This window comes from Leptothoe sp. LEGE 181152, assembly GCF_032906605.1.
Classification (GTDB): Bacteria; Cyanobacteriota; Cyanobacteriia; order Phormidesmidales; family Phormidesmidaceae; genus Leptothoe; species Leptothoe turfae.
The window spans coordinates 100138-117800 of record NZ_JASATU010000009.1 but is presented as its reverse complement, the minus strand read 5'-3'; the positions used below and the strand labels follow the sequence as shown (position 1 = coordinate 117800).

The following is a 17663-nucleotide window of genomic DNA, read 5'->3' as shown; positions in this document are numbered from 1 at the left end:
GTTGATACCCCCCTCCCTACTGGTTCTCCTTATTAAGGGGAATCAGATACCGCCAAGCCTCTGACGTCGGTAGACCATTATTGGCCCATAAATTCTTTAACTCTCAAACAAAGACAACGCCGAACAAGCCCCACATTTAGCGCAGCCCGCCTTCATCTCACTGGATAACAGATTCGCCTGCTTCAGCATTCGCCCAATGCCCTGATACAGGTCATACATAAACTCACTGCTGGGAGGCTTATGGTCAGCCAATGGCGTGCCCCCAATGGGAACAAAGGGAACAACAAAGGGATAAACACCGATATCTATCAGCCGTTCGCTGACCTCCAGTAATGTCTCTTGGCTATCCCCCAGTCCAGCCAACAAATAGGTGCTGACCTGACCGCGACCAAAGACTTTGGTGGCTGCTTCAAACGCTTTGAAATAATAGGAAAGAGGTACTTTGGCTTTACCCGGCATAATCTTAGCGCGCACCTCGGGGTCTGCCGCTTCTAGGTGCATGCCTAAACTGTCGATGCCTGCTGCACGCATGCGATCAAACCAGATAAAATCATTGGGGGGCTCACACTGGGCTTGAATGGGAAGATTTACACGGGCACGAATCGCCTGGGCACATTCGGTTAGATAGGCCGCACCGCGATCGGTTGTGTTAGGGGTGCCTGTGGTCATAATCATGTTCTCCACTCCGTCCAAACGGACAGCGGCTTCAGCGACCTCAGCCAGTTGCGCGGGTGTTTTTTGAGCAATGGTGCGATCGGCGGCTAACGATTCACCAATGGCGCAAAACTGACAGGCTGTTTTCCGATTCTCATAGCGGATGCAGGTTTGGAGAACTGTTGTAGCCAGAACATTGCGACTGTGGAGCAGAGCAATCTTCCAATAGGGAATGCCGTCAACAGTTTGTAGATCATAAAACCGAGGCTGTTCTGGAAAATCTAACTCGGTGATCACCTGATCATCCTTAGTGAGAACAGACTTACCAGACTCACAATCCACACCATAGGGTGACTGGGCTGCACCATCCGTATACACCGGAACCATAAAGGTGGTTTCACCAATGGTGACTGCCTTATGGTCGGATGGACCCGCTCCTCCTTTACGGCCCGATGCACCAACGGTATCGGTAACCAAGTTGAGGCCCTTGGTCTGAAGCTCGGTAATCACCTGCTGTGAATTCATGGTGGAAGAAGTAAAAGGAGAATCTAAAGGATTGATAAATGGGGAAAAGGGAATGAGGAGAACTATGTGAAGAAGGGTGGCTTCCCGAGGGTACTCTTCTATTCAGGTGTTTCCTCTAGTGCGGGCAAAGAATCTGGCTCACCGGGGAGAAGTTCTTGAGTCATACTCCCTGGGGATACAACAGAATACGGAGTTTTATTAACGGTTAGCTGTAATAAATCAGGACGGGCGTAGTGGCCGACTGAGTCCATCATGCGCTTACGTTTGGTGATTAGGGAAAAGTCTAGATCTGCGATCGCAATCCCCTCTCCTTCCCGAATCGGTTCACACAACGGCACCCCTTCCGGACTAATAATGGTGGTATAGCAGCCACCCCGCAAAACTTTCTCCAACGCTTCATTGGGAGCAATCTCACTCACCTGATCAGGCGTTAACCACCCCGTAGCATTGACCACAAAACAGGCAGACTCCAGCGCATGGTGGCGAAGCGTTACCTCAGTCTGGTTTGCAAAAACCTCTCCTACCATGGAGCCAGGAAACTGAGCACAGTGAATCTGTTCATGGTTGGCCATTAAACTATATCGGGCCAGCGGGTTGTAATGTTCCCAACAAGCCAGGGCCCCGACCCGACCAACTGCCGTATCGCACACCTGTAAACCAGACCCATCCCCCTGCCCCCAAACCATGCGTTCATGGTAAGTAGGCGTGATTTTGCGTCGTTTAAGCAGACAGGTACCATCTGCATCAAAAATTAACTGAGTGTTGTAAAGAGACCCCTTATCCCGCTCATTTACCCCCAGCACAATGACCATCTCATGGTTACGAGCGGCACGGCTCACCGCCTCAGTGACCGGCCCAGGCACCTCAACAGCCTCTTCGTAAAGCTTCATATGCTCTTTGCCCATCAGCACGGGGGGCAGCACAAATGAAAAGTATGGATAGTAGGGGACAAACGTTTCCGGAAAGACAATTAGATTAGCCCTCTCACGGGCAGCGTCATCAATGGCCTTCAAGACTTTTCCCAATGTACCTTCACAGCTATGCAATACAGGTGAAATCTGTACCGCAGCTGCTCTTACGGCTCGAGAATAGTCCATAGATACTTTCTCCCCCACAGGATTTTCAACATCATTTTAGAGTGTTAGACAGTAGGTAATAGGTGTTAGACAAAACTGACACCCAATACCTACTACATAGTACCCGATAGCAGAAACTTGGCAGTTATTTCATCCGCCCATCGACTCATCCCCATTTGATAGTGGGCCAACTTACGCCACAGAGTACTAGTGCCTTTTTTACATGGTCCAAGTATCGAGAACAAACGCCCCATCCTTACGGTGCATCAAGATAATGTCCAAGACATCCAAAGGGTTAATGGGCGTAATGCCAGGGATTAAAGAAGGCTCACCATGGCCATATAGCGCCTGCAAGGCAAATCGGCAGGCATAGACTTTACCACCCTCTTCCATGACCTTCACCAGTTGATTATTCATGGCCAGGTGCCCAGGAAAAGCCTCATCTCCAATCTTGGGAAAACCGCGCTGCACCCCTAACGTAACACCAGGACCATAAAGCAGAACCGATGTTTCAAAGCCCTTACGGATCAGACGAGTTGCCTGCAATAAGTTAACTAAACCAATAGACCCTTCGAAGGCAACTGTGTGAAATGCGACCAGTGCTTTCTCTCCAGGTTCTGCTTGAACATCAGGAAATACCTTCTCTTCATAGTCAACAAAAAAATCACCGGCCTTATGAGCTGGAGTAGTTACTTCAGGCATCTGACGCTGCTCCCAATATGAATTTGTCAGCAGCTTAAAAGGTCTCAGTCACCATTCTCGTATCTGTTGTTACAAAGTCAGTAAGCCTGACAAATGAGACAGCTAAATCAATTTATTTCCATGAGAGATATTCCCAAAGGACAGTCTCCTGTTCAAAAGTGCAGGTCAAAGGATGTCGGTGTGAATTTTATGCGTCTTTAGACAGGGGATTTATCGTTAACGCCTGACCATAAGCCGAGATTTCAGGTTTTAGTATCTGTTGCTACAGGGGATTCCAGTGCTGATTTTTATGGTTGAACTGTAACCCATTGTCTTCAGGGACTGAATTTATGCGGGCACTCACTAGTTCACATTTTCCCGTTGCTATTGTTGGTGGAGGCCAAGCTGGTCTGTCTATTAGTTATTGTCTGAAGCAACACGGCATTGACCATATTATTTTTGAGAAGAACAGAATCGCTCACTCCTGGCGCTCGAAGCGATGGGATACATTTTGCCTAGTAACACCTAACTGGCAGTGTCTGTTACCTGGCTATCCATACCCTGGCAATGACCCGAATGGCTTTATGCAACGGGACGAAATTGTTCAATATATTGAAGATTATGCTAAATCTTTCAAGCCCCTGATTAAAGAGGGTGTCACTGTTTCGAAAATCAGTAAGCCGGAAAACGTATTTGAGATAGAGACCTCTATCGGTCACTACATTGCAGACCAAGTTGTGGTTGCCACGGGCGGTTATCACACGCCTAAAATGCCTAGGATGGCTGAGCGGTTGCCGTCGAGTGTGACCCAGTTACATTCTTCTGAGTATAAGAATTCTGAGACTTTACCAGAGGGAGCTGTGTTAGTCGTCGGTACAGGCCAGTCAGGCTGCCAAATCGCAGAAGATTTACACCTGTCTGGCAGACAGGTGCATCTATGTGTTGGCGGTGCACCCCGTTCACCTCGAAGATATCGAGGTAAGGATGTGGTGGACTGGCTAGATCAGATGGGTTATTACGACATGTCCATTGACGAGCATCCCCAGAAAGAGTCTGTCCGCACCAAGACAAACCATTATGTAACAGGGCGAGGCGGCGGACGTGAGATTGATCTACGACAATTTGCCCTAGAAGGCATGAAACTCCACGGCAAACTCAAGCATATCCAAGGTGATTCCTTAGAATTTCAGGATGATCTCGGCCACAATCTCGATCAAGCAGATGCTGTGGCTGAAAGTATTAAGCAGACTATTGACAGCTATATCGAAAAGCATCGGCTTGATGCGCCCATTGATCCTCCTTATCAAGCCGTTTGGCAACCTCAAACGAGTCTTTTATCGTTAGATTTGGTAACAGCAAAAATCTCCACAGTTATTTGGTCTACTGGGTATCATACGAATTTTAGCTGGGTAGATATTCCTGTATTTGATGGCAAAGGGTACCCGGGTCATGAGCGTGGAGTTACGACTATCCAAGGTCTCTATTTCTTAGGATTGCCCTGGTTATACACCTGGGGGTCGGGGCGCTTTTCGGGCATTGCTCGTGATGCAACCTATTTGGCAGATTGCATCGCGTTGAAGAATAGAGTGTTACCCCAACATTTGAACAGCAATATCAATGAAGTTGCATTAGGTTCATAAATTAATCAGACATTCTTTGTGGATAGTGACGATGCCCATGAACATGATAAATCGGTGGTTGCGATCGCATTCCATCCCACCGCCCGACTACTGGCCTCAACGGCCCAAGATGGTCAGCTCTGCCTATGGGAAAATGCAACCTCCTTACAACAAACCCTAAAAGGTATTACCTCCAGGTTTTCTGCCATAGCCTAGCATTACCAAGGCACCTATCTAGCAGCCGGTGGCGACCAGGGAAAGATCCTGATATGGAAACCTGAAAAGCGGGGGCAGGGGTTTCAATAAGAAGCGTAATCGTTGGCTTCGACTCCGCTCAGCCAACGACGACTCCGCTCCGCCAAAAACGGCTTCAGTGAGCGGAGCCGAAGGGGCCGCTTACCATTGATTTACTCAGAAAATAGTTTTGACCGCTTACAATATGGGGGTAAGGATAGCTCGGCTCGCCTGTAATGACTGCCATCAATCTCAATTTAGAACCGTTAGTCGAGGAGCTGAGCCATGAGCAGTTCTACAGACTATGCATGGCAAACAGAGATGTTGTCATGGAGCGGAGTTCGACAGGAAAGTTAATTATTATGTCCCCAGTCGGTGGTGAAAGTGGTCGGCAGGAAGCTAACTATATTATCGATTTGGGTATTTGGAATCGTCAAACGGGTTTAGGAGAAGTATTCAGTTCCTCCACAGTGTTTAACCTACCCAATGGGGGTGATCGGTCTCCAGATGCAGCCTGGATTACGTTAGAGCGATGGAATGCGTTGACGCCAGAGCAGCAAACAAAATTTCCTCCCATTTGTCCTGACTTTGTGATTGAACTGCGGTCTGAAACTGACCGGTTGAAACCACTTCAGAAAAAAATGCAAGAGTATCTTGATAGTGGTTTGCGCCTTGGTTGGTTGATTAATCCCCAAGGAAAAACTGTTGAGATTTATCGACCAGGGCAAGCCGTTGAGATCATAAAGTGTCCGACTACGATCTCAGGAGAAGATGTTCTACCTGGGTTCGTTTTAGAGGTTAAGGGTTCCTGATTTCTGAAATTGTGGATTCCTGGGCATAGTTTACTGGGTTAGGAGCTGTTCAACTTCAGCTGATTTTGAGGATATGTCCAGCTCTTGATAAAGAGATAGGCTAGCAGTTAAAAACTCTTTGGCTTTGATATCTGCGTTGGGTTCTTGTTGATGTGCCCAAGCTAGGTACATCTCACCCAGCAGTTTATTGGTTTCTGCTAAATTAACCAAGCTATCTACCGGGCTATCATCTCGGCGAACATAAAAATCTTTCAAATCCTCGCTTACAAGCGGTTCGTCAGGCTTAAATAACCGATAAATAGGCCGCCAGAAACTAATGCCACAATTTCCTGGGCTTGGATGTAGACAAGTAAATGGTTAACCACCCTTAGGTTTTATACACATTCATCCACCCAAGTCATGTAGCTAAACTATATGACCATAATTTTGCTAGTTGCAAACAGTGTCCAATTGCCCAAAAATCATAAGGCTAAAAGATATACTAAGTAGGCTTGTCACCCTGAAGCTCATCTTCCAAAGCTACAATGGCTAACCTGAAACGGACCCGTGAGGACATTTTGAAATCAATTGTCAGCACAGTTCATCGTCAGGGACTGACAGCGACAGGGTTAAGTAAACTGTTTGAAGTTAGCGGCGCATCATCGGGTAGTTTCTATAACTATTTTCAGTCAAAACATGAGCTGGGTCATGCCCTGATTGACTTTGAATGGTCCCAGCTCCAGGCCGATGTATTAGAACCTGCTATCTCCCATAGTGAGGATCCGATCAAGCAAGTCTTCTGGATTTTAGATCGACTAGAAGAAAAGCAAATGAAAGCGCCCAAATGCGGTGGCTGTTTACTCGGTAATTTGATTGTTGACCTGGTGGAGCAGGATCCCTCATTTCGCGACCATCTAATGCAGGTATTTAGCAAATGGGAAGGGGCCATAGCCCAAACGTTGCGTCAGGCTAAACCTCAACTCAGGGATGATATTAATCCAGAGCACCTGGCTGAACAAATCATCACGGCCATTGAAGGGGCAATGTTGATGAGCAAGTTACATCGAAATCAGGCCCGGCTCAAGCGAGGCTTTAATATCGCACGGCAGGCATTAAAAAATGCACTGTAGAATTTGATAGGTAATAATCACGTACCCTTTGGTGCAAATCCCTGTTCCGCCAAGCCTCTACATATTTTTCTCTAATGGAGAGCTAGCGATGGGAGAATTTTTACACTTTAGGAAATAAAATCAATTAACTGCCAAATTAGTTGGATGTACAGACGTTCTATGGAACGTCTCTTCCACAGTTACGTTTGGAATTTATTGATGGCTTGCTCCTTAGACATTTATCCGCCTAAATAATTGCTTCTCTCTGAAACCTATGACCGAAACCATCAAGCTTGCTGTCAATGGCACTCTGATGCGGGGACTTGAACTTAACCCCAACCTTCTCAACGTCAACGCAACCTTTGAACGCGACGCTCAAACAGAACCCGCTTACCGCATCTGGTCCATAGATGACAAATATCCAGCCATGATCAAGGTCAGCTCAGGGGGCGTTGCTGTGGCTGTTGAAGTATGGCAGGTGCCCCTGGCAGGTCTGGGTGTTATCCTTTCCCAGGAACCGCCGGGGCTGGCCATTGGGAAGGTGAAGCTCCATGATGGCGAAGAGGTACTAGGCGTGATTGGAGAACCGTTGACGGTGGCAGGGAAAAAGGAAATTACCGAATTCGGTGGCTGGCAGGCTTATCAGGAAGCTAACTGAGTCTTATTTGAGCATGCTTCATCTGCCAGCCAATACTTACCATGGCAATGGGCTTTTGCTGATGCCCGCTGAGCACCTTGAAACGCCTAAACAGCCGAGGCTTCAAGTATATGCCCTGCTAGCAGACCAGTGCCCACCGCTTCAATCATTCCTTTTTCAGTTTAACCGTCTGATGGATCTGGATCACAAGCAGCCAATGCATGTTTCGTTTCTAGGTTTCTCAGATAGACCTGCTGCTGCTCAGGTGTAAGAACAGACAGTATTTTCGATTCAAACTCTCTATCTATTGCTTGGTTCTCCGCTACCTGTTCTGGAGTAAGCCGCAACCTTTCGGATAGGACAAACTCTACGTATTGACCGTATTCCACGTTAAGCTCATCTATCTGCTCACTATCAGGCACCTGATCGAGGTTGGCAGCATCAGATACACTGAATATCTGTTGAAGTACATCATCAGGTATATGTACACCATCCTTCGCTATAATATTTATGCCATTGGGCATGACTTCCGTCTGAACATCCATCAATGCAGATCTTGCACTTAATTCCTCTTCTGCTTGTTGGTATGCGGCCTCTTGCTCAGGTGTAAATTCGATTCCTTGGAATTCATGAAATAATTCACCTTCAGGAACGAGTGCTTCAATACAATTACCTACAGATAGAGTTTCTATTTCAACGTCATCTTGATTTCGGGCTTGAACATATTGTTTATCGTTAGAATACATGGCGACTGAGGCAGCAGCCATTAAGCCAAAAGCAGAGATAGTCTTCAGGAAGAGAGAATGTCTCATGGTAGTCAGAACTCCAAAGAAAAAATGAGTTGGATAACGGATATAGTGCTGTGTGGCGGTAGTATGTAACTAAGTACTAACCCAATGCTTGCCTGATAAGACTTTGAATTGATTTTTAGTTAAGAATAGGCTTACGGAATTTAAGCTCAACGCACAGCGCTTGAATTAGACGGTATATCTCGACAGTAGAGATGGCTCTCAGTTATTTCAAGCCGTCTGCAGGTTGAACAGCGAAGAACGAAAAGAAGCTAGGAAGAAAGTCTCATAAAACAATGTAACTTCTAAATTTAAGAGTCCTAAGTGATTTAGCCAGTTTTGAATCTGGCTATAGCGTTTCTCTATCTGGTGAGGGACATACTTGAAGCTAGAAAGCTTATCAGTTAATGATTTTGACGCACCTCATTTGAGCGGGAACCGCTATAAATCACAGGGCTTATAAAAAATCATAGTTTTAGGATGGACTCGCCGCTATTCTATAAACAGAAATAGCCATGTCCATCAGCCCTATCCATGTAATCTCAAATATAGTTCTTCTCAAAAGAGACAGATACCCCTCACTGACATACTGCTGCATTAGTTCTTTAAAGTTTCCCCATTTCATCCCTCTCTATAGAAGAAACACTAGCTTAGGGGAGTGCACAAAAATAAAGACTCCGTTTGGGGCTGTAGATGGGTAAATGAGTGATGGGGTAATAGGGTGATTAGTTAAGCGCAACAGACCATTAGCCTACTATTCATTTTCACCAATTAACCGAGGTTTTGTATCCACCCTAATACCTCGACTAGCACGATTGGCCAGAGTCTGCTGCCAGTTTGCAGCCAGCAGTGGCAGTTCAGCCAGTTCAGCCACCTGGTCACGGCTAGTAGTACGATGATGCATCGTTTCATTCGCCCGCATCACCGTCCATTGAGGATAGGGACGATTGATTAAAACAAGCGGCTGCTTAGGAGTAACATACCCCTCTTGTAACACTCGAAAATACCAACCCGTTTTACCTGTGCGTTGCACCTGCAGGGCAAGATCTTTAATGCGCCATCGCCGTGACAGTTTCCAACAGGGTTGACGAGGTTGAGAGACCTGCACAATAGCGTCTCCTACCCCATAGGTATCACCAATACAAACCGATGATTCTGTTTGGCCAACCACTGTAAAATTCTCTCCGAATGCCCCATAGGGCAATGCTGGATTCATCAGCTGTTGTCGCCAATCAGGATAATGCTCAGCCGCATAGGCCAAAACGGCTTTTTCAGGCCCACCATGGTGACGTAAGTCAGCCTGTCTGTCTCCCTCTAAATTGGTTTTACCCAACCAAATAGACGTCTCAACCGGCTCTTTAAAGAAGCCAGTTGACCAGGGTCGATCCATGGGGTCAGATGCATTTTTAACCCCTAACTTTTTAACCAAACCTACCTGTATTGACGTTAGGTAGGGCGTCTCTACTAAGCTCATAGGCCTTGTGGTGGCTATATTATTTGACGGCGGCACTAATGGTGTCAAATGATGGCATCAAATGAGAAGATCTTCATAAAATGCACCAAATGCTCTATGAGGGTGACGAATTTGAATCTCTAGTACCCACAACTTAGATGACGGACAAAAGGAAATATCCGCGAGACCGCCTTTATAGTAAACATCATGGGGAAAGTCCCCCAGGCGATGACCACTTAAATCCATATTTAACACCCAACCCATCTGATGGGCAGTATCTTGTGCAAATTTATAGAGGCTATCCCCCCCCAGGGCATCTATTTTCCACTTGTCTGATACCGCTTGAAAGATGTGTTTTACATCGTCAGCACAGCGCCGTAGTATCAGATTTTCCCCTGTGACAAAGGTATCCCCTGCGGCCCCTTCATAGTTTCCCCAAACTGGACCCACATCAATGAAGTAAATATCATTTTCTCCCAGGCGAATGCCAGATACTGAGTCTGCCCCAATTGTTTTGATGGTGTTGGGGCCAAACCGTACACAGGGTTGATGCCAGTTTTGGCGAGCACCCATATCCTGCAGGGTTGCGATCGCGATCTCGTTGGCTTCTTCTTCCAGCATACCAACCTGAATTTGCCGAGAAATCCGTCTGACTGCCTCAAACGAACGGTCACGGCTTGCAAAGAATAGATCCTCAGAAAAATTAGCTTGGGTTCTTTCGAGTACCTGTTGTTCTAAGGTGTGCATAAAATGACGGTCCCTTGAAACGTAGTTATATGAGCCCTTAAGTCCTTCAGGCCTATAGGCTTACAAGCTATTGCTGAATGACACATTACATCCTATAAAAAGATTGGACTCATGTAATGGACCAATTCAAATAAAAAATAGTGTACCAATTATGTTACACCTCCAGCTTGATCGGCAGCGCTCCCATCATCCCTATTACCTGCAAATTATGGAGCAAATTCGTGGAGCTATTCTTGCGGGTCATGTATCCAGGGGGTTTCAATTGCCCCCCAGTCGACAACTTGCCATAGAACTCGGCATTGCTCGACGGACCGTTGTTCTGGCCTATGAAGAGCTATGCGCCCAGGGATATTGTGAGAGCCAGGTGGGCAAAGGTACCAGCGTTGCTGATGTCGCGTTGCTGCATGTAGCTCCCCTGGAACACAGAACAACCACTGGATTACCCCAATGGCTCGTGGGGAAAACCCCTAGGTCAGCTGTCCCTGAGGGTGAGTGGCAACCTACCCTTAACGACAAGAGCATCTCCCCACAGCAATCCTTGATTTGCTTCACACCCAGCCTGGCTCAAACAAATTTACTACCCCTGAAAGCCATGCAAAAGGCATTTCAAACGGTGATGCAAACGGCGTCCATCCATTTACAAGGGTACGAAAAAAATAACGGTCATCCCGAACTATTAGACGCTATTTGTCACCATGTTTTATCAAACCGAGGTATAACGACCTCTCCCGATCAGATTCTTATTACCAATGGGTCGTTACACTCTTCATATCTACTCGCTGAATTGTTTACCCCCCATGGTGGTGGCCTCAGTTATGGTGTTCCAGGATATCTGCCGATCTCTCGAAATTTTATAAAAAAAGGAATTCAAGGCATTCCTTGTGCTGTCGATACAGACGGAATTTGTCTCACTGAGGCGGCCCATTTAGCCCGATTTCACTACGTGATGCCGGAGCATCATTTTCCTACCGGTGTAACATTATCACCTGAACGCAGAGGACTCCTGTTACAACTTGCGAGTCAACAAGATGCATTAATTATTGAAGATGATTATGACAGTGAATTTTATTTTAACCGCCATCCATTACCAGCATTAAAAGCGGCTGAATACAATGAGCGGGTTATCTATTTAGGGACATTCTCCAAAACGTTATTTAATGGTTTGCGGGTCGGATACATCATCGCTCACCCGGAAATAATTCAGCAACTGATGGATTTACGTTGGCAAATGGATGGGGGAACCAGTCTAATTCTACAGCTTTGGTTAGCTGAATTACTCAAGTCTGGCACCATTGATCATCATTTACGTCGTATGCGCGTACATCATCGTAAAAAGCGCGATCTAATTGCTCAATATTTACACCGAGGTTTTCCTCACTGGCAATGGCAACCACCCACTGGCGGCTTACAATTTTGGATTAAATTACCATCGGAACAATCTGCCCTCAGGGTGGTCCAACAATGTCGCGCCCTGGGCGTAAACGTTTTTTCCGGTCATCATTATTACTCATCTGAGTGTAAACAGGAAAGAGACCATTTAATTCTCGGATTTGGAACAGTGACTGAACAGCAAATTCACCAGGCCTTTAGTCAACTAAAGAATCTCCCCTGAAGCCAGACCCCACATCTGCTGCAAGCTCTGAAGCCTGTAATATGATCGCTTCGGCTGATTCGCTACTGAAAAGACTGATCAGCAGAGACGGATGCGTAGACCGGATGCATTAACGGGTGGGATTGCAGGGCAGCCAGGCCGCTCCCCGCCGCATAGATAAACTGTCGTCTTTGCATAGATGTGGGGTTTGTGGGGGTGAATCGGCTGGGGCGTTGGGTCCAGAATACAGAATTTCCTTCCCTAGGACAGCCCCATAGCCATGTCACTAATCAGCATAACGGGACTTTAAACTCAGCATAGACACACCAGTGGTCACCAACCCAATGCCCACAATCTGTTGTTGCTGCAACGCCTCTTGCAATATCCACCAGGCAAATAATGCCGTTAACGCAGGTGCGCTGGCGCTCAGTAATGCCGTTAAAGAGGCCCCAATCAGACCAATACCAGAGTTACTTAGAACATAGGCAATCAGTGTAAGGGTGGCTGAAAATACGGTCATCGCCAGAACGGGTGGCCAGGCATCTGGGGGTATCGTTATTTGCTGATTGACCAATAGAGTCAGACTGGCCAGCGTTGCCACGATAACAAAGGTATACAACGAAAACGGAATCGGATGTAACCCTGGATATCCAGGGTTTGCTTTGAGGGAGAATTCAGCAACAATACCATAGAGGCCAAAGCTAACCCCAGCACCAATCGCACAGATAATGCCCAATATAGGATTGGATACCCATTCAGATGGCGGTGTCAGGGTGGTGAGTACGACCCCCGTAGAAATGACCACCATTAGCCAAAGCTGATAGGGGCGTGGAGATTGTTTGAACAATTGCCACGCCAATAAAATAGTGATGGCTGGATAGATAAAAAAGATTGCGATCGCAACTCCAGCCACAATCTGACTCAGCGCTGTATACAACAGCGTTAAACCAAAAAACAAACAGACTCCACTCGCTGTCACAGATCCCCACAGTTTGGGCATAGTTGGCAGTGTTTGCAAAACCTTAAACGTGCTGGGATATAACCAGGGGGTAAGTGCGGTTAATAGCAATGCCATGATTACCATACGCAAAGCCAGCAACAGGACAACATGACTCAGTTGCGGAGTAACAAATCCACCAAAAGGAATCTGACCAAACAGCTGGCTTGGTGTAAAAAACAGCCGTAATACTACATTTTGAACCGAGAGACCCAGGGCGCTTAGCAATACTAAGCCAATCCCCATAAGTTTACTAGAACGAAGTGGCGTCATTGAAGAGATGCAGGATAATGACAGGCCACCTGATGATAGTCGTTAATGGGCTCCAGCGTGGGTGCTGTTTGCTGACAGCCATCATCCCCCTGCGGACAACGACCATACAATCGACAAATGTGGGGTGATGGGTTGATGGGACTGCGCGGCTCCCCCGTCAAGGGAATCCGATGGGGATTTGCCTCAAATGCAGGAATAGCGGAAATCAGTGCCTGGGTATAAGGATGTCTGGGCCGATTAAAAATCTCATCCGTTGGCCCCGTTTCCACCAGCTTGCCCAGGTACATGACCAGGATGCGATCGCACAGCAGCCTCACCACATTCAAATCATGGGAAATAAACAAATAGCCCATAGTCATCTGTTCACGCAGCTCTGCCAACAGATGCAAAATCACCGCCTGCACCGACACATCCAACGCCGATGTCGGCTCATCCAAAATCAGGAGTGTGGGATTTAATGCAATCGCCCGCGCAATCCCCACCCGCGCCTTTTGCCCCCCTGATAGCTGATGGGGAAACCGACTTAACAACTCTGGCGGCAATCCCACCTGCTGCGCTAACTCCGTCGCCCGTTGTGGTAGTCGCTGCCGATCCTGCCTTGACCCCAACCGCCGAATCGGTTCTGTAACTGTATCAAACGCCGTAAACCGAGGATTCAAACTATCACTGGGATCCTGAAACACCATCTGCAATTTAGCCCGCTGAGCACTGTGCGCAAACTCTCCCACCGACACCTGACCAATATCCACCCCATTAAACACAATCGACCCAGCCGTCGGCTCTAACAGTCGCGCAATCAACCGCATCAACGTAGACTTACCACAACCAGATTCACCCACCAAACCCACACTTTCCCCCGGCAAAATCGTCAGATCCAAACCATCCACCGCATGGAGATATTGCGCCTGTTTGCTTCCAGACATCCAACGAGGTGTCTTAGTAGCAACAGGAAAATGTTTTGTAAGGTTAGTGACTTGTAGCATTTTCTCTCTCCAACGGATACCAACACCCCACCCAATGTTCCTCCCCAACCTGCTGATAAACCAGCCCTTCTTTTTGACATTTCTCAGTCGCCCGATCACACCGACTAATAAACCGACACGGCGGCAAATCCTCCCGACGCAAATCCGGCAAACTCCCCAAAATCGGAATCAAATCATCAAATCCCTTATGGGGCTCCGGCGTCGCCGCAATCAGCTTCGCCGTATAGGGATGACGCGGCTGAGTAAACAACAGATGGGTGGGCGCACTTTCCAAAATGTGACCAGCATGCATAACAATGATGCGATCGCAATATTCTGATGCCAGTGCCAGATCATGGGTAATCACCACCGTCGCCATCCGTTGTTCCGTTGCCAGCTCCTTCAACAAATTCATTACCGTCGCCTGGGTCGTCACATCTAACCCCGTGGTTGGCTCATCCGCGATCAGCAATTGGGGGGAACAAGCTAGAGCTAATGCAATCATAATCCGCTGACACAGACCACCCGATAGCTCGTAAGGATACGCATCATACCGCTGCTGAGGATCAGGAATTTTCACACTGATCAACAATTCCAGGGCACGCTTTTCCAGTTGATTGCGCGGTAAATCTGCATGACAGCGCAGCACATCCACCAGCTGTTTACCCACCTTACGAATAGGGTTCAGCGCCACCCGAGGATTCTGAAAAATCATCGACAGATCCTTACCCCGCAGATATCGCAGTTTCTTTTCAGGCATCTTCAGGAGGTTATAGTGCTCTGTATCCTGGCTCCAGAGCACATCTCCATTGGTGACATGGCCTGCCCGGTCGAGGATGCCTAAGATGGCCAGGGCTAGGACGGATTTACCTGAACCACTTTCACCGACGATGCCGACGGTTTCTCCTTTGTTGATGTGGAAGCTGATGTTTTGTAGGGCTTTAACGGTGCCAGTGCGAGTGCGGAATTCGACTGACAGGTCGCGTACTGACAGCAGGGAGGTTTGAATAGATGTAGTAGTAGGTGGGGAGATCATGAGTTAGTTTTCATCGATTCCACTGCTGGCTAAAAGTTAAAGGTTTGGTATGTTCTACGCTGAGAAGGGCCGCCAAACAACAAGACGATAACCCAATTAATCGACCCTGCCGTAACCCCTATTTAACGCAATTGAGGACAACCCAATAGGCTGGGTTCTAGGGCGGCCTCCCGGCCCTAGCCATGGGGGTTTGGGGAACTCGGAGGGACCCCAAGTAACCGGTTTTGGTTCCCTCCGATCCACCTCTCGATTCACTCTGAATAAAGTCATCATCCTTACAGATTTTCTCTGGTGAATACGAAACAACTCTGCCTTACGAAGGGGAGGTGCCGAAGGCGGAGGGGTCTCGACCGTTGGCGCAAGTTTTCCAGACCCCTCCCTGACGGTTCCCCTTGGTAAGGGGAACCAGTTTTTGCCAAGCCTCTGGGAGATTTTGAACTTGATTCCCATGGTTTAAGTCCTCATTCTTGGGTCAATCAAATCTCGCAAACCATCACCTAGCAAGTTAAAACAAAACACCGCTAGCATTAGCACCGCCCCTGGGAAAATGGCTAGCCACCATTCGCCAGAAATAATATAGGTGGCTCCTTCAGCGACCATAATCCCCCACTCGGGGGTGGGTGGTCTGACACCGAGACCAATAAACGACAATCCGGCTGCATTCAAGATAGCCCAGCCCATATTTAATGAAATATGCACCATCATCACGGGCAACACATTGGGAAACAGGTGAGCGGCCATAATGCGTAGATGACCGTTGCCTGCTAGCCTTGCGGCTTCTACATACCCCGCATCCCGACGGACTAAAATCTCGGCTCGTACTACGCGGGTGTAAAGGGGAAGATTGATCACCGCCGTGGCATAGATAATATTCTCTACAGTATTACCGAGGGCGGCGACGAGACCCATGGCCAGGATAAATAGGGGGAATGCCATGAGGGTGTCAATGACGCGGCTGATGATGCGATCGCACCAGCCCCCAAAATACCCGGAACAAGTCCCTAAAATACTGCCCAGTGCAAAGGACAGTGCCACCGCTACCACCGCAATGCCCAGGTCCAATCGGGTCGCCACCAGCACCCGGCTTAGCACATCCCGACCCAGGTCATCGGTGCCAAACCAATGGTTGGCTGTGGGGGGAGATAGGGCAACAGCTGCATTGCTAGCGACGGGATCGTAGGGTGCGATCACATTGCCAAACAGGGCAAACAGGACAAACACAAAGAACAATAAAAATGCCCCAAATGTGACTACATTCTCGCCGATAATATAGCGAGCCTGGGCCAGTGAAGATTTGGAAACTGTTTGAGATCGGGTCATGACTCCACTCCCGCCCGAGGATCAATCACGGTGTACAGCAAATCAATTAACAAATTCAGCACCACATAAAGCAACGCCATCGTCAGCACAAATCCTTGCACCGCCGCATAGTCCGAAGCAATCAGGGCAGACACCGCATAGGAACCAATTCCCGGCCAGGCAAAGACTTTTTCCACCAGCACATTAGCCCCAAGCAAAAAAGAAAACACCACTCCCAATGTGGTCACCACCGGCAACATGGCATTGCGAAAAGCATAGCCAAACAGAATCGTATGGGGCGCTAACCCACTAGCTCGGGCCGTGCGAATAAAATCACTGGACAAGACGCTCAGCATTGATGCCCGTGTTACTCGCGCTAAAGGAGCCAGAGCAAACAACCCTAAGGTGACTGCAGGCAATATTAGCTGGCCAAACGCCGCTTGAAACGTTTTCCATTCCCCAGCCAACAAACTATCCACCAAAAACAATCCTGTCACCTGCTCCGGCGATGAGTAGAGAATGGCCAGCCTTCCTAGGGGAGCTGGTGCCACACCCAAACGAAAATAAAATACATAGATTAGCAATAACCCTGTAAAAAAGGTGGGCAATGACACACCTGTTGTTGCCAAAACTCTGACACCATGGTCAATCCAAGACCCTGGACGATTAGCCGCCAGAATACCCAACGGTAAGGCCAAAGCTAAGGAAAAGACCAGCCCTGCCAAGGTCAGTTCAAGCGAAGCAGGCAATCGTGTGAATAAATCAGAGACAACGGTTTGCCCTGTGGTCAGAGAATTACCCAAATCTCCTCGCAGGAGTTCGCCAACATAAATAATGAACTGTTCAGGCAGACTACGATTCAGCCCCAAAGTTTCTCGAATCTGATCAATAGCTTCTTGGGTCGCAGCAGGTCCAGCGAAATAAGCAGCCGGGTCTCCAGGGAGAGCGCGGGTAAGCACAAACGTGACGACAATGACACCAAGGATGCTAGGAATTGCGGCAATAATGCGACGGATGACAACAGAGAGTGTAGAGGGACGAGACATAAGCTTTAGGAAGGGCGTAACCCTGTTACAGAGGCTTAACGATAACTGGTTCTCCTTCGTAAGGGGAACCGTCAGGGAGGGGTCTTCGAGATGCGGCACAAGTTATCGAAACCCCTCCGCCTACGGCACCTCCCCTTCGTAAGAG

18 protein-coding genes are annotated in these 17663 nt (G+C 48.0%); 6 read left to right on the top strand and 12 right to left on the bottom strand.

The features are described from left to right. Window positions 1-96: 96 nt before the first annotated feature. The 3 genes from QGP82_RS05740 to QGP82_RS05730 all read right to left on the bottom strand — a co-directional run bounded on the left by QGP82_RS05740 (window position 97) and on the right by QGP82_RS05730 (window position 2957). Entirely contained in the window at window positions 97-1179 is a 1083-nt protein-coding gene (locus QGP82_RS05740; protein ID WP_163671210.1) for an MSMEG_0568 family radical SAM protein, read from the bottom strand. Between the two features lie 98 nt (window positions 1180-1277). Then, entirely contained in the window at window positions 1278-2276 is a 999-nt protein-coding gene (locus QGP82_RS05735; RefSeq protein ID WP_499057652.1) for a Nit6803 family nitrilase, read from the bottom strand. A gap of 198 nt (window positions 2277-2474) precedes the next feature. Then, window positions 2475-2957, bottom strand: coding sequence for an MSMEG_0572/Sll0783 family nitrogen starvation response protein (locus QGP82_RS05730; protein WP_006519826.1), 483 nt, complete (start codon window positions 2955-2957; stop codon window positions 2475-2477). 329 nt (window positions 2958-3286) lie between these two features. Between QGP82_RS05730 and QGP82_RS05725 the strand changes: the two genes are divergently transcribed. The 3 genes from QGP82_RS05725 to QGP82_RS05715 all read left to right on the top strand — a co-directional run bounded on the left by QGP82_RS05725 (window position 3287) and on the right by QGP82_RS05715 (window position 5601). Then, window positions 3287-4576 carry an MSMEG_0569 family flavin-dependent oxidoreductase gene (locus tag QGP82_RS05725; RefSeq protein ID WP_499057650.1) on the top strand — a complete coding sequence of 430 codons (1290 nt, stop codon included), beginning with the start codon at window positions 3287-3289 and terminating at the stop codon, window positions 4574-4576. A gap of 18 nt (window positions 4577-4594) precedes the next feature. Beyond that, window positions 4595-4771 carry a hypothetical protein gene (locus QGP82_RS05720; RefSeq protein ID WP_499057648.1) on the top strand — a complete coding sequence of 59 codons (177 nt, stop codon included), beginning with the start codon at window positions 4595-4597 and terminating at the stop codon, window positions 4769-4771. 254 nt (window positions 4772-5025) lie between these two features. After that, on the top strand, window positions 5026-5601 hold the full coding sequence (locus tag QGP82_RS05715) for a Uma2 family endonuclease (RefSeq protein ID WP_163703159.1): 576 nt from the start codon (window positions 5026-5028) through the stop codon (window positions 5599-5601). Between the two features lie 30 nt (window positions 5602-5631). Here QGP82_RS05715 and QGP82_RS05710 read toward each other — a convergent pair whose 3' ends face one another. After that, window positions 5632-5856 carry a hypothetical protein gene (locus QGP82_RS05710; protein ID WP_499057647.1) on the bottom strand — a complete coding sequence of 75 codons (225 nt, stop codon included), beginning with the start codon at window positions 5854-5856 and terminating at the stop codon, window positions 5632-5634. Between the two features lie 269 nt (window positions 5857-6125). Between QGP82_RS05710 and QGP82_RS05705 the strand changes: the two genes are divergently transcribed. Together QGP82_RS05705 and QGP82_RS05700 are read left to right on the top strand one after the other, a co-directional pair. Next, window positions 6126-6710 carry a TetR/AcrR family transcriptional regulator gene (locus tag QGP82_RS05705; protein WP_163671134.1) on the top strand — a complete coding sequence of 195 codons (585 nt, stop codon included), beginning with the start codon at window positions 6126-6128 and terminating at the stop codon, window positions 6708-6710. A 253-nt stretch (window positions 6711-6963) separates the two neighbouring features. After that, on the top strand, window positions 6964-7347 hold the full coding sequence (locus QGP82_RS05700) for an allophanate hydrolase-related protein (RefSeq protein ID WP_499057645.1): 384 nt from the start codon (window positions 6964-6966) through the stop codon (window positions 7345-7347). Between the two features lie 161 nt (window positions 7348-7508). Here QGP82_RS05700 and QGP82_RS05695 read toward each other — a convergent pair whose 3' ends face one another. From QGP82_RS05695 to QGP82_RS05685, 3 genes are all read right to left on the bottom strand, one after another. After that, a complete protein-coding gene (locus QGP82_RS05695; RefSeq protein WP_499057643.1) occupies window positions 7509-8138 on the bottom strand; it encodes a hypothetical protein in 630 nt (209 codons plus the stop codon). A gap of 730 nt (window positions 8139-8868) precedes the next feature. Then, window positions 8869-9588, bottom strand: coding sequence for an MOSC domain-containing protein (locus tag QGP82_RS05690; RefSeq protein WP_499057640.1), 720 nt, complete (start codon window positions 9586-9588; stop codon window positions 8869-8871). 57 nt (window positions 9589-9645) lie between these two features. Then, a complete protein-coding gene (locus tag QGP82_RS05685; RefSeq protein ID WP_163670659.1) occupies window positions 9646-10314 on the bottom strand; it encodes a M24 family metallopeptidase in 669 nt (222 codons plus the stop codon). Between the two features lie 151 nt (window positions 10315-10465). Here QGP82_RS05685 and pdxR point away from each other — a divergent pair, with 151 nt between their 5' ends. After that, window positions 10466-11926, top strand: a complete 1461-nt coding sequence (pdxR, locus tag QGP82_RS05680) for a MocR-like pyridoxine biosynthesis transcription factor PdxR (RefSeq protein ID WP_499057638.1) — start codon at window positions 10466-10468, stop codon at window positions 11924-11926. A 265-nt stretch (window positions 11927-12191) separates the two neighbouring features. Here the strand turns inward: pdxR and QGP82_RS05675 are convergent, their stop codons facing one another. The 5 genes from QGP82_RS05675 to QGP82_RS05655 all read right to left on the bottom strand — a co-directional run bounded on the left by QGP82_RS05675 (window position 12192) and on the right by QGP82_RS05655 (window position 17518). Next, window positions 12192-13175 (bottom strand): DMT family transporter, encoded by a 984-nt coding sequence (locus QGP82_RS05675; protein ID WP_499057636.1) that lies wholly within the window; start codon window positions 13173-13175, stop codon window positions 12192-12194. Beyond that, a complete protein-coding gene (locus QGP82_RS05670; protein WP_499057633.1) occupies window positions 13172-14158 on the bottom strand; it encodes an ABC transporter ATP-binding protein in 987 nt (328 codons plus the stop codon). Before QGP82_RS05670 ends, QGP82_RS05675 begins: the two co-directional genes overlap by 4 nt. Continuing rightward, window positions 14142-15173, bottom strand: coding sequence for an ABC transporter ATP-binding protein (locus tag QGP82_RS05665; RefSeq protein ID WP_499057630.1), 1032 nt, complete (start codon window positions 15171-15173; stop codon window positions 14142-14144). The genes QGP82_RS05670 and QGP82_RS05665 overlap by 17 nt, the downstream gene beginning before the upstream one ends. A 453-nt stretch (window positions 15174-15626) precedes the next feature. Beyond that, a complete protein-coding gene (locus QGP82_RS05660) occupies window positions 15627-16493 on the bottom strand; it encodes an ABC transporter permease (RefSeq protein ID WP_499057627.1) in 867 nt (288 codons plus the stop codon). Beyond that, the gene (locus QGP82_RS05655) at window positions 16490-17518 is read right to left on the bottom strand and encodes an ABC transporter permease (protein WP_499057624.1); all 1029 of its coding nucleotides are present in this window, start codon (window positions 17516-17518) and stop codon (window positions 16490-16492) included. Before QGP82_RS05655 ends, QGP82_RS05660 begins: the two co-directional genes overlap by 4 nt. Window positions 17519-17663: the final 145 nt, after the last annotated feature.